The sequence below is a fragment of the Sphingobacterium psychroaquaticum genome (assembly GCF_900177625.1).
Classification (GTDB): domain Bacteria; phylum Bacteroidota; class Bacteroidia; order Sphingobacteriales; family Sphingobacteriaceae; genus Sphingobacterium; species Sphingobacterium psychroaquaticum.
Window position 1 is genome coordinate 220,150 of sequence record NZ_FXAU01000006.1, and the last position, 21,640, is coordinate 241,789.

Annotated in this window: 18 protein-coding genes; 13 read left to right on the top strand and 5 right to left on the bottom strand. The window is 46.5% G+C overall.

Translation table 11 applies throughout. The annotated features are described in order from the left end of the window. Positions 1 to 7 precede the first annotated feature (7 nt). Positions 8 to 673, top strand: coding sequence for a response regulator (locus B9Y69_RS15455; RefSeq protein ID WP_085473877.1), 666 nt, complete (start codon positions 8 to 10; stop codon positions 671 to 673). Between the two features lie 17 nt (positions 674 to 690). Here B9Y69_RS15455 and B9Y69_RS19300 read toward each other — a convergent pair whose 3' ends face one another. After that, positions 691 to 861, bottom strand: a complete 171-nt coding sequence (locus B9Y69_RS19300; RefSeq protein ID WP_166785151.1) for a hypothetical protein — start codon at positions 859 to 861, stop codon at positions 691 to 693. A 150-nt stretch (positions 862 to 1,011) separates the two neighbouring features. Between B9Y69_RS19300 and B9Y69_RS15460 the strand changes: the two genes are divergently transcribed. Then, positions 1,012 to 2,427 carry an aldehyde dehydrogenase family protein gene (locus B9Y69_RS15460; protein WP_085473878.1) on the top strand — a complete coding sequence of 472 codons (1,416 nt, stop codon included), beginning with the start codon at positions 1,012 to 1,014 and terminating at the stop codon, positions 2,425 to 2,427. 332 nt (positions 2,428 to 2,759) lie between these two features. Here B9Y69_RS15460 and B9Y69_RS15465 read toward each other — a convergent pair whose 3' ends face one another. Continuing rightward, positions 2,760 to 3,446 carry a hypothetical protein gene (locus tag B9Y69_RS15465; protein WP_085473879.1) on the bottom strand — a complete coding sequence of 229 codons (687 nt, stop codon included), beginning with the start codon at positions 3,444 to 3,446 and terminating at the stop codon, positions 2,760 to 2,762. A 105-nt stretch (positions 3,447 to 3,551) separates the two neighbouring features. Next, complete coding sequence (locus tag B9Y69_RS15470) at positions 3,552 to 3,932, bottom strand: (deoxy)nucleoside triphosphate pyrophosphohydrolase (RefSeq protein WP_085473950.1); 381 nt, start codon at positions 3,930 to 3,932, stop codon at positions 3,552 to 3,554. Between the two features lie 230 nt (positions 3,933 to 4,162). Between B9Y69_RS15470 and B9Y69_RS15475 the strand changes: the two genes are divergently transcribed. From B9Y69_RS15475 to arsB, 11 genes are all read left to right on the top strand, one after another. After that, positions 4,163 to 4,768, top strand: a complete 606-nt coding sequence (locus B9Y69_RS15475; protein WP_085473880.1) for an RNA polymerase sigma factor — start codon at positions 4,163 to 4,165, stop codon at positions 4,766 to 4,768. Positions 4,769 to 4,860: 92 nt separating this feature from the next. Continuing rightward, positions 4,861 to 6,018, top strand: coding sequence for a FecR family protein (locus B9Y69_RS15480; RefSeq protein WP_085473881.1), 1,158 nt, complete (start codon positions 4,861 to 4,863; stop codon positions 6,016 to 6,018). A 219-nt stretch (positions 6,019 to 6,237) separates the two neighbouring features. Continuing rightward, complete coding sequence (locus B9Y69_RS15485) at positions 6,238 to 9,630, top strand: TonB-dependent receptor (protein ID WP_234991274.1); 3,393 nt, start codon at positions 6,238 to 6,240, stop codon at positions 9,628 to 9,630. Between the two features lie 3 nt (positions 9,631 to 9,633). Further along, entirely contained in the window at positions 9,634 to 11,301 is a 1,668-nt protein-coding gene (locus tag B9Y69_RS15490) for a RagB/SusD family nutrient uptake outer membrane protein (RefSeq protein WP_085473882.1), read from the top strand. Between the two features lie 2 nt (positions 11,302 to 11,303). Continuing rightward, a complete protein-coding gene (locus B9Y69_RS15495) occupies positions 11,304 to 12,800 on the top strand; it encodes a Gfo/Idh/MocA family protein (RefSeq protein WP_085473883.1) in 1,497 nt (498 codons plus the stop codon). A gap of 4 nt (positions 12,801 to 12,804) precedes the next feature. After that, positions 12,805 to 13,794, top strand: coding sequence for a Gfo/Idh/MocA family protein (locus B9Y69_RS15500; RefSeq protein WP_085473884.1), 990 nt, complete (start codon positions 12,805 to 12,807; stop codon positions 13,792 to 13,794). A gap of 1,247 nt (positions 13,795 to 15,041) precedes the next feature. Beyond that, on the top strand, positions 15,042 to 16,730 hold the full coding sequence (locus tag B9Y69_RS15510) for a GMC oxidoreductase (protein WP_085473886.1): 1,689 nt from the start codon (positions 15,042 to 15,044) through the stop codon (positions 16,728 to 16,730). 371 nt (positions 16,731 to 17,101) lie between these two features. Next, complete coding sequence (locus B9Y69_RS15515; protein ID WP_085473887.1) at positions 17,102 to 17,431, top strand: ArsR/SmtB family transcription factor; 330 nt, start codon at positions 17,102 to 17,104, stop codon at positions 17,429 to 17,431. A gap of 115 nt (positions 17,432 to 17,546) precedes the next feature. After that, positions 17,547 to 18,020, top strand: a complete 474-nt coding sequence (locus B9Y69_RS15520; protein WP_085473888.1) for a DUF6428 family protein — start codon at positions 17,547 to 17,549, stop codon at positions 18,018 to 18,020. Between the two features lie 14 nt (positions 18,021 to 18,034). After that, positions 18,035 to 18,655 carry an arsenate-mycothiol transferase ArsC gene (locus tag B9Y69_RS15525; protein WP_234991275.1) on the top strand — a complete coding sequence of 207 codons (621 nt, stop codon included), beginning with the start codon at positions 18,035 to 18,037 and terminating at the stop codon, positions 18,653 to 18,655. Then, positions 18,655 to 19,677, top strand: a complete 1,023-nt coding sequence (gene arsB / locus B9Y69_RS15530; protein WP_085473952.1) for an ACR3 family arsenite efflux transporter — start codon at positions 18,655 to 18,657, stop codon at positions 19,675 to 19,677. The genes B9Y69_RS15525 and arsB overlap by 1 nt, the downstream gene beginning before the upstream one ends. A 243-nt stretch (positions 19,678 to 19,920) precedes the next feature. Here arsB and B9Y69_RS15535 read toward each other — a convergent pair whose 3' ends face one another. Together B9Y69_RS15535 and B9Y69_RS15540 are read right to left on the bottom strand one after the other, a co-directional pair. Continuing rightward, positions 19,921 to 21,186, bottom strand: a complete 1,266-nt coding sequence (locus B9Y69_RS15535) for an ATP-binding protein (protein WP_085473889.1) — start codon at positions 21,184 to 21,186, stop codon at positions 19,921 to 19,923. 100 nt (positions 21,187 to 21,286) lie between these two features. After that, entirely contained in the window at positions 21,287 to 21,493 is a 207-nt protein-coding gene (locus tag B9Y69_RS15540; RefSeq protein ID WP_085473890.1) for a PLDc N-terminal domain-containing protein, read from the bottom strand. Positions 21,494 to 21,640 lie beyond the last annotated feature (147 nt).

Consider the following 21,640-nt stretch of genomic DNA (forward strand, 5'->3'; position numbering starts at 1 on the left):
ATTATAGATGTTCAAAAAAGTTCTCATTGCCGAAGATCACGAGATCGCAAATATCTCGGTTCAAAAGACTCTCCTAGAGTTAGGGATTCAAAACACGAAATATGTATATTACTGCGACCATGCCTATACTTGGCTTAAAAATGCACTTCGTGATGGAGAACCCTACGACTTATTGATTACGGATTTGATTTTTGAAGATGACAATACGCCGCAACAGTTGACCGGTGGTATCGAGCTGATTCGTGCGGTAAAAGAATTACAACCCGATCTTAAGGTTATTGTGCTGTCATCAGAAAGTCGGTCAGAAGTCGTGGATAGCTTGTTTAACAAGAAGTTGGTCAATGGATATGTCCGCAAGGCGCGGCGCGACGCACAACATTTAAGAGAGGCTTTGGATGCAGTTTATAGCCTGAAATCTTACCAATCTCCTGAGGTAAAAGAGTCAATCAATGAGAAAAACTCTCATGAGTTTACAAATCTGGATCTTAATATTATTGCCCTCCTTGCCCAAGGTATACAGCAAAAAAATATTCCGAGTTATCTCCAGCAGCGCGATATTAAACCTTCTGGTTTGAGCAGCGTAGAAAAACGACTCAACCTCATGCGTGAGGTGATGGAGTTTTCTAAAAACGAACAGCTGATTGCCTATTGCAAAGATGTAGGGCTGATCTAAATCAGCCTTTATATCCCCTAATCTCGATCCCGCAAGGCCTCTGCAATGTCGCGCAAAGCCTGGTTCTGCTCCTTGCGAACTGCAATAATTCGACTAATCCAACCATCGATAATGCGGTACGTAACATAGATAATCAAAGCGATAACGGCCAAATACGCGAGGTAGATAAATGATGCCCAAAAAAACATAAGCGTGTAATTAAGTAAGTTTAAAAATCGGGTTATTTTATTTCAATTAAAGATAAAGAAAAACGAGGATACCCCATAGAAAGTTAGTAACTCATTATTTATCAAACGGTTTTATTTTTTGTATCTTACGGTCTAAAGGGAGGAAATTCTATGACTCGTTATACTACAATACCAGAAATAGATCGTGTGTATGCGTTGCAACAGCGCAGCAAGGCATTATTTAAACAAACGACCGCCAATGAGCGGATCGCAAAATTGAAAGCGCTTTCCGCCGTGATCGACGAGTACGATTTTGCTATTAAAGAAGCCATCTACAAAGATTTTCGTAAAAGCCATACCGAGACCGAGGTGACCGAGATCATGGCGATTCAGATGGCGATTAAAGAAACCATCACCAAGCTACCGAAGTGGATGCGCGATAAACCGGTTAAACGAGTATGGAAACTTTTCAATGTGAAACCTTATTTACACTACGAGCCGAAAGGAAACACCCTAATTATTACACCGTGGAACTATCCGTTTAACTTACCGATGGCGCACCTGATCAGCAGTGTGGCGGCAGGGAATACCGCTATAGTCAAACTGACCGAGCATACCCCACATATCAACCAGGTACTTCGTAAAATTATCGGTGCCGTATTTCCAGAAACGCAGGTGTTCGTTGTGGAAGGTGAAGTCGCTGAAACGTCACATCTACTGGGCTTGCGTTTTGATCATATCCACTTTACCGGATCGCCGGCGGTGGGGAAGATTGTTATGAAAGCCGCATCAGAGCATCTCGCTGATATTACGTTGGAGCTTGGCGGGAAGTCGCCCGCTATTATCGATAAAAATGTAAACCTTCAACAGGTCGTTCGGAACCTGATCTGGGGGAAATTTGTCAACGCGGGGCAAACCTGTATTGCACCCGATTATGCCCTAGTTGACGTCGCATTGAAGGACGATATCGAACGCGTCTTTCAGGAGGAGTTAAAGCATGCTTTTGGGGAAGACCCACAGCAGTCGGCAGATTTTGCTCGTATTATTAATGCGGCACACTTCGAGCGGTTGACGGACGCTTTACGTCAGGCGCAGGTGTCCGGGGCTCGACTGATTGCTGGTGGACGGAGTGATGCGGCAGAAAATTATATCGAACCGACGGTGCTTACCGATGTGGCAGCGAGCGATAGCCTGATGCAGGACGAAATATTCGGTCCCATTTTTCCACTAGTTTATTACCATGATATAGGCGATGCCTTGCAGCTTATCGAAGAAAAAGAAAAACCATTGGCCTTGTATATTTTTAGTAAAAGCGATGGCTTTATTGATTACGTTTTGGCCCATACAACAGCTGGAGGAACCTGTATCAACGATACGCTGATTCATTTGATGCATCCAGGCCTACCGTTCGGGGGGGTGAATAATTCCGGTATTGGGCAGTCGCTCGGTAAATTTGGTTTTAAGGCCTTCTCCCACGAACGCGCCGTGGCCGATGTTACCATACAGCCCATGTCCAAACTGTTTTGGTTTCCATACGGTGAGAAAACCCAAAAAATTCTACGCTTTGTACGGAAACTGATGGGATAGTGCCACCAAGGAAACATATCGTGACTCAAAATAAAAAAACCTGAAGCAGGGCGCTCCAGGTTTTTACTACTAACCAATTATTAACTTAAATTATGAATTACCTATATAACGGTAGTTTGCGTTCAAATATTACATGTGGTAACACTTTTTTTTAATATTTCTTTCGTTCCCGAAAGGGTAAACCTTACAACACGATTATCCGAGATTTACTTTTTAAAAATTAAGTCCTTAAAATACATATGTTTTCACGCTTTGTCATTGTGTACGGGAATTCGATACACATCATACATAGATGATTCCATCGTATAAAAAGACACGGAAATCTACGGGAATTATTTACTATCCATAAAAATAAACGTTAAGCCATTATTTTTAGAGGTGAACTGCAATAGGCCGTGTTCAAGCCTACCTCCAACACGATACCTAGTCGCGTCAAAGATACTACTGTTGTAGTTTCTGGATAAAATTTCCTCTTTGTAGCCGTTATCGGTGCCCAACTGTACCGTTAGACTGTCACCTTGCACATCAACCACTTTAATCCAGGCATACCCTGTCCGGATAGAGCCGTCTTCTGGCGTAATACCATAGCCGCCGAAATACAGGTCATTAGCTTGTGGGTTATGTGCTGCTTTATGCATCAGTACCTCCTTTTTATTGCTGTTAGCCGTACTGCGGTATTCGTTGTAGGAAAGGCCTAGGGCAGGAATAATGAATAGCGCGATCAATACCCAACCGTAGAGCAAGATCTGGGTCGATGTCGGTTTTTTGTTAACCTCCAGTTTTTGTTTCGTCAGAATCGCTTTCATCTCGGGTGTCCAGCGAGAGGACGGGATTTGATGGGTGTCTTCCCCGTGCCAAGTTCCACTCAGCCGATTGGTAACCCGATATATTACCCCACTATCTACCGCTTGTTGGTAGATCACAACGGTCATAAGCTCTTGTTTTCCTGTGAAAGGATGATGTAAAAAATGTTCGCTTTGGGCCAGCGGTTTATACGTTCTACGTACGGTGATTGTCATGCGCTTTCTTGTGTCTAAGTATGAATTTTAGTAAGCGCGAAGGTATGAGGAATGGCAGGAGTATCCAGCCCGTAAAAGCCAAGAAATAAGTCGGATAAGACTTATTTACTCTTCAAGATAGGCGCGTACAATAGGGATATCGGCCGCTGCCCAATCGAATTGGAGGAGTTCCTCCGGTTCCGCCCAGCGAACCTGTGCATGTTCTGCTACCACTAAGGTGCCGCCCACCAACCGGCAACGAAAAGGGTATAGCAGGAGTGAAAATTCAGGGTAATGATGCTCAACCGGCGTCATAGGTTCACCTACCACAACCCGCAGTCCGAGTTCCTCTTCCACTTCCCGCATTAAGCAGGTTTCATAGCTTTCACCGGTTTCCACCTTTCCGCCCGGAAATTCCCACTTCAACGGTAGCTTCATTTGAGCAGAGCGTTGACAGATCAAGATCTTTCCTTCGTGTTCGATAAGGGCGCAGGTAACATGGAGCATAGGATAAAGATAACAAAAGTATATCCCTTTGTAATTTTTTTTATATGTTTGGAAAGAATTCCCTACAACAGGTGTCGATCGTTCGATACTTGCTTTCAAAAGCGTTAAGCTACAGTAAGGAAACGTAAACACTAAATTATACAATAGTAATAACCTTCATGCGGCGGCTTAAAAAAGCAGCTTGTTAGATAACCTCTTAATTCAGTAGCATATAGCTAAAATGCATAGCGATGAATAGGCAACCAACAGACAATCAGTACGAGCGAGAGCTTGTGTATCGATTGAAACAAGGGGATCATGATGCCTTTGAACAGATCTACCATATCTACAAAGATCGGCTGATCGGTAATTTGCTGCGTATCCTAAAATCGCGTGAGCTCGTGGAGGAGCAGGTACAAGATCTGTTCTTGAATATTTGGAAAGGACGTGATCAAATCGATTGCGAAAAACCGTTCAAAGCCTACCTCTTCGCTATTGCAGCCAATATGGCGAAGAATGTCATTCGTCGTGCGTATTACGATAAACGGATGCGTGCCGCTTTGCAGCCTATTGAGCAGCGCATTTATATGCATGTCGAAGAGCATATCTGCTCGGCGGAGAACAAACAAATACTGAATAGCCTACTTGATAAATTACCCCCACAACGACGTACCGTATTTACGCTGTGTAAGTTGGAAGGGAAATCATATAAAGAAGTAAGCGAGCTGTTGCATATTTCGGAGAACACCGTAAACGACCATATTCGAAAAGCCAACCTTACATTACGGCAGCTTCATAATAGTGCTGATAGCATCGGTTTCCTATTCGCCATCTATCTCTGTAATCAAATTTTTTAAAATTATTCTGTTGATATAGAGGTTTTTGTGTTTTTTTTATTTCTGGAGCCGCTGCTTTTTTTCCTTCGTGTGTATAAGCCTAGAAAAAAGCAGTGGAAGATAAAGCGCACATTAACAATTTATTCAAAAAATATCTCGATGGGTCGGTGAGTGAAGCCGAGCTGGACGAGTTACTTCGCTATTTCCATCTGACGGATCATAGCGAAGTGTTGCACGAGCTTATCTTACAGGAGCTGGATCAGGAACCCGATGCGGATGCAACGGTCGTGGCTGCTATGGGCGATCAAATTGCAAAGAAGCTGTTTCAGCAGACAAAACCATCAAACAACTTCCAATTTAAGCGCTGGCTGGCCTATGCCGCTGCAGCACTCCTCTTTGGAGCGATCGGTTTTGGTACATATCGATACCTGAATACAGAAGGAACGACTAGCTCGCCGCAGGTCGTTCATGAGAATATTATACAACCCGGTGGTAACCGCGCCACGATTACGCTGGACAATGGACAAGTCGTCGTGTTGCGCGAAGATCAAGAAGGGATCGTAAATAAGGGCGATGCCTTGTTTTATGCGGATGGTTCACCAGTCGAAGGGCTAGGGGAGGTACAACAGGTACGGCTAACGACACCACGGGCTGGACAATATACCGTGACATTACACGATGGTACCAAGGTATGGCTTAATGCCGCATCCGAGTTGATCTATCCCTTGCATTTCGATAGCCGTGAACGCCATGTTCAGGTCGATGGAGAGGCTTACTTTGAAGTCGCGCACAATCCATTGCAACCCTTCGTTGTGAAAACCCAAAAGCAACAGATCCATGTATTGGGCACCCGTTTCAATGTGCATGCCTACACCGATGAAGCGATGCAGCATACCACCTTGGAACAAGGTGCTGTAGAGATTCAAAGTCCGAATAATCCAACCAGTTTGCGACTTAAACCAGGACAACAAGCCTTCACGACGGGGACCGAAGCGTTAGCCCTGCGCACGGTCGATCCCCAGGAGTATATATCTTGGAAAGATGGGATCATTATGCTCAACAGCTACGACCTGCCTGAGATCTTGCGGCAGTTGGAGCGTTGGTATGATGTGGAGTTCAGTGATCTTCCTGCTGGTATCACATCCGATCGCGTATTCGGTATGATTCAGCGTGATGTGCCGCTCAATGATGTGCTACAAACCCTTAAGGACAATTATAATACAATTCAGTTCAAAATAAACGGAAGGAGGATTATGGTATCAAAACGTTAACAAAACAAAATGATAACCATTGTCTAGCATAAAAAAAACCGGAGGTGCTGCGAACACGCCCGGTCGATGCTAGGTAATGCAAGAAGAGTTGTGTAACCACTTAATTTATAAACCTAACACTACAAAAGTATGAATAATATTGTTTATGCCATACCTATGCGCATGAGGAATTTACGTGTGCATTGGTTCGGCGGCCGACCAAATATAATGTGGCTAATTATGAAATTAACGTTTTTCCTCACGTTGGTGTTTACCTTTCAGCTAAGTGCAAATAGCTTAGCCCAAAAAGTAAACCTCGATCTCCGCGATGCTTCTTTCAAGAACATCATGGTGCAGATCCAACAACAAACCAATTACTCCTTCGTCGCAAAAGAAGATTTGCTGCGTAAGGCGCGACCTGTTTCGATTAAGCTCAAAGGAAAGGCTATCGTGGATGCTTTGCCTTTGCTTTTTGCGGGACAACCTTTTACCTATCAGGTGAACGGGAAGGTCATCACGCTACGTGAGATCAACGCCACTACAGCGGGGACCAACGCGGCGTTGCGCGAAGAAGTAAAACAGCAGCAGCAGGTACGCGGACGGGTAACCAACGCCAAAGGGGAGCCGCTGCCGGGCATCAGTATTGTCCTAAAGGGGACCGCGGTAGGTACCAGTACCGATCAGGATGGACGATACGCGCTTGAAGTACCGACCGAGAACAGCACCTTGGTGTTTAGTGCCCTCGGTTATTTATCTCAAGAAGTACCGACCCAAGGAAAAGCCGACATCTCCATTGTACTGCAAGAGCAGTTACGCGATTTGGAGGAAGTGGTCGTCGTGGGATACGGTACCCAATTGAAAAGAGATCTTACCGGAGCCGTTTCTAAAGTAGATGGCGACGCGATTAAAAATATGCCGATCCGCAATGCCGTAGAAGGGCTTCAGGGACAATCCGCAGGGGTGCAGGTAACCTCTACCGGAGGAAGTCCAGGGACACCTCCAGCGGTACGTATTCGGGGGATCGGAACAGTCAATGACAACAACCCGCTCTACGTGGTGGATGGATTGCCTCAAACCGATATCGGTTGGTTGAACCCCAACGATATTACGAGCATGGAAGTGCTGAAGGATGCTTCGGCAACAGCAATCTATGGTTCACGTGCGGCCAATGGGGTGATTATGGTCACCACCGCAAAAGGTGCACAGCGGAGCAATGAGCTAAGCAATCTAATCTCTTTCGATAGCTACGTAGGGTTCCAGAATCCCATAAAAACTTATGATATGATGAATGCCAAGGAGTTTATGGAATATAAAAACTTGGCGAATGTAAATGCCGGTTTGGATCCGTACTTCTCGGAGCAGAATAAAGCCGAAGTATTGAAATTCTTAAAAACCAACACGGGCTCCGAGGAAGGTACCAATTGGTGGAAAGAAATCAATAATAAAGATGCAGTAGTACAGAGCTATGATTTTGCGGTGTCCGGAGGGATCAAAGATTTAGCCTATAGAACGAGCTTCAACTATATGGATCAAGAGGGGATTATCAATGGTTCCGACTACGACCGTATGTCATGGCGTACCAACTTCAACCATAACCTACGCGAATGGATGACATTGTCCGGTAATTTCGGGTTGATCAGTGAGGGGCGTGGGAATGTGCTAGAAGGAAGCCCGGGCTTCAATACCGCATTTATTGCTTTCGTGGCCGATCCTATTTCACAGGTATATCGCCGCGATCTACAAGATATTCCGGGATTCCTGAAAGATGGATTCTTCCTGGATAAAATAGATCCTAACAATCCATGGTCTATGTATGGCCCTATCCTGATGACGAATAAGGAAAACCCCGTAGCACAGACCGATATCTATAAAAATAACCGTTGGAAGGGAATTGCGATCAAAGCTGGCGGTGCGTTGGATATCAAGATCATGCCGTGGTTAAAATACCGGAGTAGCTTGGGTCTCGATCTGGGAAGAAGCGTATCCAACTATTTCCAACCTAAATATTACCTGAACGGAAATCAGTTTAACAACGATGCGACCGTTGGTGCATCCAACTCATTGACCAACTACTACGTTTGGGAAAACACATTGACCTTTGAAAAACAGATTCTGGACCATAAGTTCTCGTTGATGGCAGGAACCTCGGCCGAACAGTGGAAAGGTGAGTCTTCAGGTGCTTCGCGCCAGGGCTTAGTTTCTAATGATCCAAGCCAGTGGATTATCGATGCAGGATCGATCAACCCGCAAGCATCGGGTACGAAATGGGAAAATGCCCTGAACTCGTACTTTGGACGTGCTTTTTATTCCTACAAAAATAGATACATGGTGACAGCTAACTTACGTCACGATGGTTCTTCAAATTTTGGGAATGGCAAAAAATGGGGAACATTCCCTTCTGTTTCTGCCGGTTGGAACTTCGTTGAAGAGCCTTTTATGGCATCAATGCCATGGCTGGATGCCGGTAAACTACGCTTAAGCTGGGGGATGATCGGTAACCAGAATATCAGCCGTGGAGCATACCTAACCACCTATTCAGGCAATATGGGATACTACCTCTTCGGGCCGCGCAATCCGCAGTTGATCGGTGGTAGTAATTACATCGGTAATGCCGGTATACAGTGGGAGCAGACCGAGCAACTGGATGTGGGTCTGGAACTTGCTTTCTTGAAAAATAAGCTTCATTTCAATTTCGATTACTACAAAAAGACAACCGATGGAATGTTGCTTAATGTGCCATTGCCAGCATACCTGGGCTTCCCAAATAGTCCGTGGTCCAACGCCGGTGGTGTACAAAACTCCGGTTTAGAGTTTGATATCGCCTATAAAGATAAAGTCGGTGAATTTGGTTATACCATTGCGGCAAATGCGTCTACCGTGAAAAACAAAGTCCTAAGCTTAGGCGGCGGCGAGCCGATCACGGGTGGCGGCTGGATATCGTATACCACCACCATGACCGAAGAAGGTAAGCCTATCGGCTACTACTACGGTTTCAAGACCGATGGTATCTTCCAGAGCCAAGCAGAGGTCGATGGTTACGTCCAAGAGGGCGCGCGTCCGGGAGATCTACGTTTTGTAGATATCAACAAAGACGGGAAGATCAATAACCTGGATCGGACGGATATTGGAGATCCATTTCCAGACCTGACCTATGGTTTCCGTTTAGGGGCCGATTACAAAGGGTTTGACCTTCAGATTTTAGGTCAGGGAACCTTGGGTAATGATATCATGAATATTGCGAAGATCGATATGAAATCGGGTGTGGGATGGTACAATGCACCAAAAGACCTGATGGCTGAAGCATGGTCTCCAACGAACCCGACCAACAGCCAGTTTAAGATCAGTGCAGCGAATCAGAACAACCTACAGATTTCGGATTGGTTGGTCGAGGATGGTTCGTACCTGCGTATCAAGAGTGTGCAGCTGGGCTATACCTTGCCCGACGCTTGGTTGCAAAAGGCACGTATACAGCGGTTACGCGTATGGGCAGGGGCATACAACCTGTTTACGTTTACCAAGTACACGGGGCTTGATCCGGAAATTGGTAGTGGATCGCCGCTCAGCATGGGCGTCGACCAAGGATACTATCCGGTCGCAAAATCATACATGTTTGGTGTTAACTTAAGCTTTTAAGTAATGAAAAGAAGAATTCTAAAAGCCTGCGTGCTATCGGCTTTATTAATACCGATGGGATGTAAAAAGGACTATCTAAATAGAGATCCATACGGGATCTTGAATCAAAGTGAATTTTTTAAGACCGATGGGGCCGGCATGAAACTCCTGACAAGCTGTTACCAGCCCATGATGGATGGCTGGGGCTTTACGGTCAATAAAGTAGCGATCGGCGATGAGGTGGTCGATAATGCTGGAGCCGGTGGGTCCGATCCGGGGGATCGCCCGCAGACGACCGAAGTGGGGCGCGGTCGTCCCTTGGCTTCCAATGCCTTGTTGTTTGAAACCTGGGCCAATCGCTTTAAAGGAATCGGTAACTGTAATATTGCATTAGAAGGATTTGTGAAGGAAGGGGCCAACCTCATCCAGGACGGCAAGCCGGTATCAGCAGAAACGGTAAAACGTTATATCGCTGAGGTTAAGTTCTTACGTGCTTGGTATTATTTCGATCTGCTGGTCGTTTTCAAGGAAGTGCCTTTGGTCATCCAGGTGGAAGATCCATCCACGCGAAAAGCAAAAGCATCGTTGGCCGAACTCCGGGCGCAAGTATATAAAGACTTGGATGAGGCTATTGCGGAAAGCAACCTACCACGTAGTTCTGCTTTGACAAGTGCCGAAACAGGGCGCGTCACGAAAGATGCTGCCTTAGCCTTGAAGGCCAGAGCCGCACTGTTTTTAGGCGGATTGATGGAGCAAGGGGTGCTCACGGGAGATGCAAAAGCCGAATATACCTTGGCTAAGGATGCGGCAGGCGATGTGGTTAAAAACGGGGGCTTAAACCTGTTGCCAGATTTCCAGGATCTGTTTCGTGGCGATTACCAGGTAGGCCCATTCTCGAAGGAATGTATTCTGGGCGTGATGCGCAAATTTGATCCGGCTTATGGCTTGGGAGGAGATGCTTTCGCGATCATGAACGTGGGGCGTAACAATGTTGGCGGATGGGGAGGTAACACCCCGACGCGCGATTTGGCCGCTTCGTTCGATCCAGCCGATCCACGTAAGATGTTCACCATCATCAGTCATAACGATATTTTTAAAACATCCACTGGTGGTCAGGAAGTACATAACTACCGGGGCTATTTCAATGATTTCGATCTGCAACATAGCCGTAAAGCATTTGTACCACAGCAGTATCGCCAAAACAACGACCTGCAACGCAGCAACTGGCAGCCGTATTGGATCCGCTATGCGGAAGTATTACTGGTCTATGCAGAAGCGATCGTGCGGTCGGGCGGAAGTGCGTCAGAAGCATTGCCTTATGTCAATGAAGTGCGCAAGCGTGCCTACGTGACGACCTCCATCGTCGATGGTCCAGCAATCTATAGAGCATTTGGCGAAGGGCTGAAGGCTGTTTCGGAGAGTGAATTCAACACAACCTATGCGATTAAAGCATCGGATAATGTGTTGGAAGCGATCAAGGCGGAGCGTCGCCACGAGTTGGCTTTGGAAGGATTTAGACTTTATGATTTGGTGCGTTGGGGAACCTACGCAACGACCATGAAAGCCTTTTTCCAGAAATACGGCTTTGCCGATAAAGGACGAGATGCAAGCGATAAGAGCTGGCCTTTCCCGATTCCACAGATTGAAATTGACCGCTCCAACGGGGTATTAGTACAAAATGATAACTATTAACAATGGACAGAAGAAACTTTATTAAGAATAGCGCTACCGTTGCCGGTTTTACGATTGTATCGAGCAATGTATTGGGAAAAACATTAGGGCATGTGGCTCCCAGTGATAAATTGAATATAGCAGGCATCGGTGTCGGCGGCATGGGCCGTCGTAACCTGGCCAATATGAATACCGAGAATATTGTGGCCTTGTGTGATGTGGATTGGAAATATGCCAAAAAAACATTTAACGATTACCCGAAAGCCAAACAGTTTAAAGATTGGCGGGAGATGTTCGATCAGATGGGTAACTCGATCGATGCGGTGATGGTGGCGACACCAGACCATACACACGCTTTGGTGTCGGCACATGCCATGACATTGGGTAAGCACTGTTACACCCAAAAGCCCTTGACTCACTCGGTTTATGAGTCTCGTTTATTGACCAACCTGGCTAAAAAACATAAGGTAGCCACCCAGATGGGTAACCAAGGGAACTCTTTCGACTGGTGCCGCCAGATTGCGGAATGGATTCAGTCGGATGCTATCGGTGAGGTTTACGAAGTACATTGCTGGACCGATAGACCAATTTGGCCGCAAGGGTTGATGAAGCCTAAAGATGCGATGCCGGTGCCTGATACATTGGCTTGGGATTTATTCTTAGGCCCAGCCGAGAATCGTCCATACAACAGCGTTTACACACCATGGAACTGGCGCGGATGGTGGGATTTTGGAACAGGTGCGTTAGGGGATATGGCCTGCCATATTATGGATCCTATCTATTGGGCACTTGACCTTAAATACCCGACCAAAGTGAACGGTAGCTCTACTTTGAGCAACCTGTATTCACCTCCACACGCGCAGATGGTACAGTACACATTCCCGGCTCGTCCGAAGAAAGGGAAAGTCAATATGCCGGAAGTGAAAGTACATTGGTATGATGGTGGTTTGGTGCCGGAGCGACCACAAGAGCTTGCACCGGGACAGATGATGGGCGATGAGAATGGCGGAATTATTTTCGTGGGTAAGAAAGGTAAGATCATGACGGGATGTTACGGGATGAATGCTACCTTGCTGCCTGTTACGGAGATGAACCATTTTGCACAACCTAAGCCGTGGATCCCACGGGTGAAGGGTGGAAATGGGGATATCTGGAACACCAATGCGCATGAGCAGGATTGGATCCGTGCCGCCAAGGAGTCCCCAAGCAGCCGCAAAGAGGCGAGTTCTAACTTTGGGTTCTCGGGGCCATTCAATGAGATGGTGGTGATGGGTGTCTTGGCGGTGCGCCTACAAGCGTTGCACCGCGACCTGTTGTGGGATGGGGAACGCATGGAGTTTACCAATATCAGTGCCGCAGATAAGCTGAAGATTGTTTCGGTGGATGAGTTCAGCGTAGTCGATGGTGACCCTCGGTTCAATAGACAATATGTGGAGCTGAATGCTAAAGATGCAGCCAGCGAGTGGATTAAGCACCGCTACCACAATGGTTTTAGTTTACCGGATATGCCTAAATTCTAATCGCATGAAACGAACAAACAGAAGAGCGTTTATACAACAACTGGGTATGGTAGGTGTCGGCACAGCCGCACTTACCCTGCCAACAATACCGGCCTTTGCGCAACAGACGTATAAGAAAATTGGGATTATCGGTCTGGATACCTCCCACAGTGAGATGTTTACCAAGGATATCAATGAGGGGAGCCTCAAAGATCGTGGTTATCGCGTGGTAGCGGCTTACCCGCACGGGAGTAAGGATATCCCGTCGGCCTTGGGCATGAAGCAAGGTATTATAGATGCCGTGCAAAAAATGGGCGTACAAATTGTAGATTCCATTGAGCAGCTGCTCAAGCAGGTGGATTACATCTTGTTGGAGTCGAACGACGGACGTGTGCATTTAGAGCAAGCAACGAAAGTTATCAAAGCGAAGAAACCGTTGTTTATCGATAAACCGATGGCTGAAAACCTGGATAAGGTGAAAGCGATCTTCGACTTGGCAAAGAAAAACAATGTGCCGGTGTTCTCGTCTTCGTCCCTCCGTTATGATAAGCTGGTACGCGAGGTGAAGGGCGGTAAGATTGGTAAGGTGATGGGGGCTGATGTGTATACACCCGCAGAAATCGAACCGAACCATATCGATCAAGCGTGGTACATGATCCACGGTATCGAGATGCTCTTTACGGTGATGGGTACGGGGTGTAAGGAGGTGTTCCGTGCGTTCAGTCCTGACCAAGAGCAAATGGTAGGTATCTGGTCCGACGGCCGTATAGGAACGGTACGCGGTATCCGAAAAGGGGCGTCCAATATTGCGGGTATCGCTTTTGGGGAGACGGGCATATCCCAACTTGGACCGTTTGCAGGCTATGGTCCGCTGGTGGCAGAGATATTGACTTTCTTTGATACCGGTAAAGTGCCGGTACCACCCGAGGAGACAATCGAGATATTTAAGTTTATGGAGGCCGGTCAACGGAGTAAGGCTACGGGCGGGAAAGTACAGTTGAGTGAAATAGGTTAAGGTTAGGTTATGGCCTCTATGCCGGCCGGGCATCTTCCTTTTGAAGCCAAAAGTAAGCAAAACCTTGTCGCTAGGAATATTTGCAGGGAATGGTCCGTGCAAGGGCAAGTTTCTACAGAAGCAAATATTCCTCAGGCGACATTTGCGAAGATGGGAAGGGCGGTGCAAAATAATACTGGAACCATGGATTTGACCCTAGTTGGATGACGGTATAGTTTACACAGCAGTTCGTCATTGTGAGGAGTGCAGCGACGTGGCAATCTCATTTAAGAGTATAGCTTGTAGATCCCTCCGATGTCGGGATGACGGTATAGTCTACAGAGCAGTTCGTCATTGTGAGGAGCGTAGCGACGTGGCAATCTCATTTAGGATATGGTCCATAGGTTTTATGCGAAGGCCTCTATGCCGGCCGGGCATCTTCCTTTTTTTCTAAAAAAGGAAGCAAAAAATCGTCGCTAGGAATATTTGCAGGAAATGGTCCGTGCAAGGGCAAGTTTCTACAGAAGCAAATATTCCTCAGGCGACATTTGCGAAGATGGGAGGGGCGGTGCAAAATAATACTGGAACCAGAGATTTGACCCTAGTTGGGATGACGGTATAGTCTACAGAGCAATTCGTCATTGTGAGGAGCGTAGCGACGTGGCAATCTCATTTAGGATATGGTTCATAGGTTTTATACGAAGGCCTCTATGCCGGCCGGGCATCTTCCTTTTTTTCTAAAAAAGGAAGCAAAAAATCGTCGCTAGGAATATTTGCAGGAAATGGTCCGTGCAAGGGCAAGTTTCTACAGAAGCAAATATTCCTCAGGCGACATTTGCGAAGATGGGAGGGGTGGAGTAAAATAATACTGGAACCAGAGATTTGACCCTAGTTGGGATGACGGTATAGTTTACATAGCAGGTCGTCATTGCGAGGAGGAACGACGCGGCAATCTCATTTAGGATTATAAAGCTTGTAGATCCCTCCGATGTCGGGATGACGGTATAGTTTACACAGCCGTTCGTCATTGTGAGGATTGTAGCGACGTGACAATCTCATTTAGGAGTATATCTTGTAGATCCCTCCGATGTCGGGATGACGGTATAGTCTCTTAGGAATGATATCTTTGCGCGGAGAGAAAGTCTACAGAGCAATTCGTCATTGTGAGGAGCGCAGCGACGTGGCAATCTATGTTATAAATAAGGATGGGAAATCCCTGCGGTCGCCCATCTTTTAATTCATATTACGTTTAAAATTAAAAACAAATAATGCTTACAGATAATCAGTATGATGCTATTGTGATTGGTTCCGGGATTTCGGGCGGTTGGGCTGCCAAGGAGTTCTGTGAACAGGGGTTCAAGACTTTGGTCTTGGAGCGTGGGCGGGATGTAAAGCATCTGAAGGATTATCCGACAGCGTACCTCGATCCGTGGCAATTTCCGCACCGTAACCAACTGCCCAAGTCGGTTGCCGAGGAGAACCCAATAGCCGCACGCTGCTATGCCTTTCGGGAGGACGCGTTGCATTTTTTTACCAAGGATAAAGAGCAGCCCTATATTCAAGAAAAGCCGTTTGACTGGATCCGTGGCTATCAGGTGGGCGGAAAGTCTCTCACGTGGGCACGGCAGGTACAGCGTTGGTCTGATTTTGATTTCGAAGGACCGGCACGCGATGGCTTTGCTGTCGACTGGCCCATTCGTTACCGTGATATTGCGCCTTGGTACAGCCATGTGGAGCGTTTTATTGGGGTGTCGGGCAAGAAAGAAGGCAATGCGTTTATGCCAGACGGAGAGTTCTTACCTCCTTTTGAGCTGAATGCCGTCGAGCAGATGATTCAGCAAGAGGTGGCACGAAACTACACCGATAGGCAGGTCCTGCATGGTCGCTGTGCACATGTGACGAAGCCGCAAGCGGTTCATATTGCCCAAGGGCGCACGTCATGTCAGGCTCGGTCGCTCTGTAGCCGCGGGTGCCCGTTTGGTGGATACTTTAGCTCCAATGCGTCCACCTTGCCGTGGGCAGCGAAGACGGGAAATCTGACGCTCCGACCCGGGTCTATCGTGGAATCTATCCTTTACGACGAAGGTAAAGGTCAGGCAATTGGTGTCCGGATAATCGATCAACAGACACATGAACGCCAGGAGTTTTACGCTGCGGTTATCTTCGTCAATGCTTCCGCCTTGGCGACCAATCAGATCTTGCTCAATTCTAAATCTAAACGCTTTCCTAACGGATTAGGTAACGATAGCGGACTGCTGGGTAAGTATATTGCTTTTCACAACTATATGGGGCGCCTTTCGGGCGAGGTTGAAGGGTTTGAAGATAGTTACTATTATGGACGCAGGCCTACGCAACCGCTGATTCCCAATTTCCGGAATGTGGCAAAGCAAGAGGCCGATTTCTTACGGGGGTATGCTTTGTTCTTTTCTGCCTACCGCACGCGTGGGCAGCAGGAGGGGGACGGACTGGGAGCGGCTTTCAAAGACGCACTACTGGTGCCAGGTCGCTGGCAGGTGTCCATGATGATGCAGGGGGAAACTATTCCTATTGCGGAGAACCATGTCCGACTGAGCGAGACGGAGGTTGATCCATACGGTATGCCGCAACTGGTTACTTCGGTGGGGTACCAAGAAAATGATTTCAAAAGCATGGAAGATTTCTTGACGCAAGGAACCGCTATTTTGGAGAAGGCTGGGGTTAAAAATATCAAGCAGCATCGTAACCAGCAGAATCCGGGTCTGGATATCCATGAAATGGGCGGTGCTCGTATGGGGCATGATCCAAAGACATCGATTCTCAATGCGCACAATCAGATGCATGGATGTCCAAATGTCTATGTCACCGATGGTGCTTGCATGACCTCCACTGGCACACAAAATCCATCCATAACCTATATGGCTTTAACTGCACGTGCCGTGCATCATGCCGTGAAGTTGTTTTTAGTTGGTAGAGAGTAGTTTGTGGTGGTTAGTAGTTTGTAGAGTTTAGTTCGTAGTTGATGTAGGAAAGTAGTTCGTAGATACGTCATTGCGAACCTGAGGTACGAAGGTGCGGCAATCTTCTAACCTAGGTTGATCGTATCTCGGAATGATTTACAAACTATGACTGGCGAGGGCGACCACAAGGGTAGCCCCTACAGTAGAAAGAAAATCATGCGTAGGGGCTGGGCTTGCCCCCGCCCATTGTTGTTTAAAAGGTAAACCATATTGTGGAGGGATCTAGGGACTAGATAAGTAACAAACTTTTTTCCAAGATGATCCTAAATTAAATGAGACTCATTTTGAAAAATAAAATTAATATCGTAATATTGCGATGTTAATTGTATGTCATGGGAACAACAAAAACAGAAATATACACGGAAGAGCAAAATAGATTAGCCTCCTTGCTGAAGGTATTGGCGCATCCGGCTCGTATTGCCATCCTCCAATATATCATCGACCAAAAGGCTTGTATCTGTAATGATCTTGTCGATGAACTTGGCTTGGCGCAGGCTACCATATCACAGCATCTTAAAGAATTAAAGAGCAGCGGAATCATCCAGGGTTCGGTCGAAGGTAAATCGGTATGCTACTGTATCGATGAAAAGGTATGGAAACAATTCCAATTGCATTTTAATGGTTTTTTCAATCAAGATGTGAAAATAGATAGGTGCTGTTAAGCCTTTTTTTTATCTATACGCATCGGTATATTACGATGATAGTATTTCCTATATGCACAAGAACTAATAAACAAATTCAATAATCGCTGCTTCGGCAGAATAAAAAAAGAACAAGATGACACTGACAGAAATCAAAGAAATCCTACCTACATTATCGAATGTAGCTTTTCAATTAGAGGACGGAACTTTTGTTCCCGAACACTTCCACGTTACGGAAGTCGGACAGATTACGAAACACTTTATCGACTGCGGTGGTGTTATTCGGACGGAACAGGTGGTGAACTTCCAGCTATGGAATGCGGACGACTACGAGCACCGTTTAAAACCAGGGAAGCTGTTGCATATCATTAATCTATCCGAAGAAAAATTAGGGATGGTCGATGGTGAGATCGAAGTGGAATACCAAAGTACGACGATTGGCAAGTACGACCTGGCATTCAACGGATCAAATTTTGTCTTAAAAAACAAGACCACCGCATGTCTAGCGGAAGATGCGTGCGGTATCCCGGGCGCAAAAACCAAAGTAACGTTATCCCAGCTGCCAATCAGTAACGCTTCTTCGTGCACCCCAGGTTCAGGCTGTTGTTAATCTAGTTTAGTACCATGATGTATCCAGCCTTATCCCATACGATAGCGCACGTGCTGCAGGGGCACCAGGTAGGTCCGGAGCGCCGTGAACAGTTGCAGCCTCTTATTGATTATATCCAGGAGAAAGTCTGTCGCGGACAAGCGGTCGACCTCAACTTTATCTGTACGCACAACTCCCGTCGGAGCCATCTGGCGCAGGTATGGGCCGAAACGGCAGCAATATACTTTGGTGTTCCACGTGTGACCTGCTACTCGGGCGGTACCGAGGCTACGGCGCTGTTTCCTAAAATCCTTGATACACTCATCGCACAGGGCTTTACAGCCAGTACTCTTGCTGAAGGTGCAAACCCAATTTATGGCATGAAGTGTCAGGATAATGCTCGGCCTATTATTGGATTCTCGAAAGTATACGACAGCCCTTTTAATCCAGCAACCGACTTTGCGGCCGTGCTTACATGCACGCAGGCGGATGAAGGATGCCCTTTTATTGCGGGCGCCGAGAAGCGGATTTCTCTGCCTTTTGAAGATCCGAAGCAGTCGGATGGTACCGCTGAACAATGCGAAGTCTATGCGGCACGCAGCCTTGAGATTGCTGCTGCCATGTTTTATGTTTTCTCAAAAATTAAACGATCATGATGCAGCCCCGACTAAAATTTTTGGACCGCTACCTCACCCTTTGGATTTTTATGGCGATGGCTTTTGGTGTGGGATTGGGGTTTTTCTTTCCGGAGATTGCCCAGCGGATGGATACCGTTTCGGTGGGCACCACAATTATTCCGTTGGCGATCGGATTGATCCTGATGATGTATCCACCCCTCGCTAAAGTCGACTATTCCTTGCTCCCGCACGCTTTTCGTGATAAGAAGGTCATCAGTATCTCTTTGCTCCTCAATTGGGTGGTCGGCCCCATCCTGATGTTTGCATTGGCCATTCTCTTTTTGCGCGATGAGCCCGATTATATGGTCGGCTTAATTCTGATCGGCTTGGCGCGATGTATCGCGATGGTTATTGTGTGGAATGATCTGGCTAAGGGAAACCGGGAATATGCCGCCCTGCTGATCGCATTAAACAGTATTTTCCAGGTCTTTACGTACAGCTTTTTTGTATGGCTGTTTATCAATGTGTTGCCGCGGACATTGGGTATAGCCGATTTTCAGGTGGAGGTCTCCATGCGCGATGTAACCGAAAGTGTACTTATCTATCTCGGAATTCCTTTTCTAGCGGGTTTCTTGAGCCGATTTATTCTGACCAGAACCAAAGGGATTGCGTGGTACAACCATACGTTTATTCCACGTATTTCACCTATTACACTGTATGCCCTGCTCTTCACGATCGTGTTGATGTTCAGTTTGAAAGGCGACCGTATTGTCGCACTACCCATGGATGTGGTCCGCGTAGCGATACCCTTGGTTATCTACTTTGTACTGATGTTCTTCTTGAGCTTCTTTATCAATAGATCGTTAGGCGTGCCGTACGATAAGAATGCTGCGATCGCTTTTACTGCGACAGGCAATAACTTCGAATTGGCCATAGCCGTCTCCATTGCCGTGTTCGGGATTCACTCCCCACAAGCATTTGTCGGCGTTATCGGTCCACTGGTTGAAGTTCCAGTGTTGATCCTGTTAGTCCGTGCTAGCTTGTGGATGCGAGGGGAGTAGTTGGTAGTTTATAGTTCGTGGTTTGTGGCCGACTAAACGCTATGAACTACAACACTAATGGCTACCAACTACACACTAATCGCTATGAACTACAACACTAAACGCTATGAACTATAACACTAAACGCTATGAACTATAACACTAATGGCTACCAACTACACACTAATCGCTATGAACTACATTAATCCCTATGAACTACACACTAATCGCTATGAACTACGACACTAAACGCTATGAACTATTCTAAATAATCGCCTTTATACGTGCATACTCCTTATCGGTAAGCTTTACACTTTGTGTGATCACGGGTAGTAAATCTTCGCGGCGGTCGGTTTGCAACAGCAGGTCGAAGAGACCCAAAAAGGTACGTGTGAGCTCCGGTTTCATGCCGACAAAGACTTTTGGATCTGCTGTATAAATTTCCTTGATCAATGCAATCAACACGCCTTTGCGCTGCTGGTCGGCCGGTGCGGGACTGTAGTAGGGCAGGAGCAGCTTATCTTCTAACTCCTGGATCTTACCCTGCACGGCCTGCTCTAGCACATATTTCTTTTGCTTGCGATCCAAAAGATCACGTAGCTCAGCTTGTAGTCGCTTGAAGAGAACCTGTTGCTCTTTGTGGCTGAATAAGGTATTGTCGTCCGCTAAGAACAGCTCTTCCTCCGAATTATCGAAGAAATTGGATTGGATGTATACACTGTGGTGAAAATCAATCGCATTGTTGTTAAAGCTGGTCAGGAGCTTGCTGACTTCTTTTTTCTCCGAATCTAGGAAATAGTAGTAATAGCGGTCACCAATACTTTCCTTCCATCGGATATATTGGATATTAAATTGAGCGGTACTCTGTTCGTTTGGCGTGTAAAGCGTCACGGTCGTCTGGTCGCTCTCCGCAATCAGCTGGCTGTAGTCCAACAGTTCCCCATTGATACGGATTTCAAAGCCACGATCACGGTTCAAGAACAAGAACCAACCGAATTCTTGCGCCAAGAAATGGATAAACTCAGGCGAGTGGAGGTAGTCGTCCTTTAAGCCGAATATTCCTTGTAGGACAGCCGTGGTGCCAGGGACAGCCGTTTTGCTTTCTTCTGGTGCGGATACCTCGTAGTTTTCCTTTTGTCCACGGTCGATCTCAATCTTGTAGGTGTAGTTTTTGCCGTCTTCGCTGTAGGTGGTGTACCAGCTGGCATGGGTCGCAAACAGCGAAAAGGAAAAACGACCTTTCCCTTTTTTACCACGGGTATAGGAGCTACGCTTTACGGCGTGGCGTTTGGTCGAATCCAAAAAATTTCCGAAGGCCAGTGTCAGCTCCTCATGCGGCATCCCTTCACCATTGTCGGCAATCTCAAGCTTATGGATATAACCCAATTCATTGCTGTCGTAGTCTATCGCGATTTTGCTGGCGCGGGCATCAAAGCCGTTCCATATATATTCGGCAATAGCCTGTGCCGGGTCTTTTGGTAGTCCTGCCGACTCGATACTTGCATTGGTAAGCTTGGTGTTGTTTCTCATGATGGATGATCCTTTGGCTGTTTAATCAGCACAAATTAACAAAAGCAAGGGGAAACTAAAAATTTCTTCACCAAGGAGATTTAAATCTATGCTGCTGGTCTTACCTTGAACCGTTTTTTCCAAACAACCAGTATAAGATAACACCGAGTCCGTTAAGCACCAGAAGAACGATTATCCATACAATGCGTAGGTTGCCTGTGAGGTTCGGATTCGTGATGGCGTGATAGAATGTGTAGATGTAAATGAGGGATAGAAGCAGAATGACAATAAGTTCCAATCCGCCCACGTTGAGGAATAGCATGTTCATATAATTGACTATTTAGTGTTGTGTAACGTAAAAGTAAACTATTATAAGAAAATAACAAAGGCTCTTATTTGTACTGTTTTCTGGTTTCTAAAAACAGTACAATCTGGTTAACGACTTTGGGTAGACTATTGAGGATGTCTTGAAATA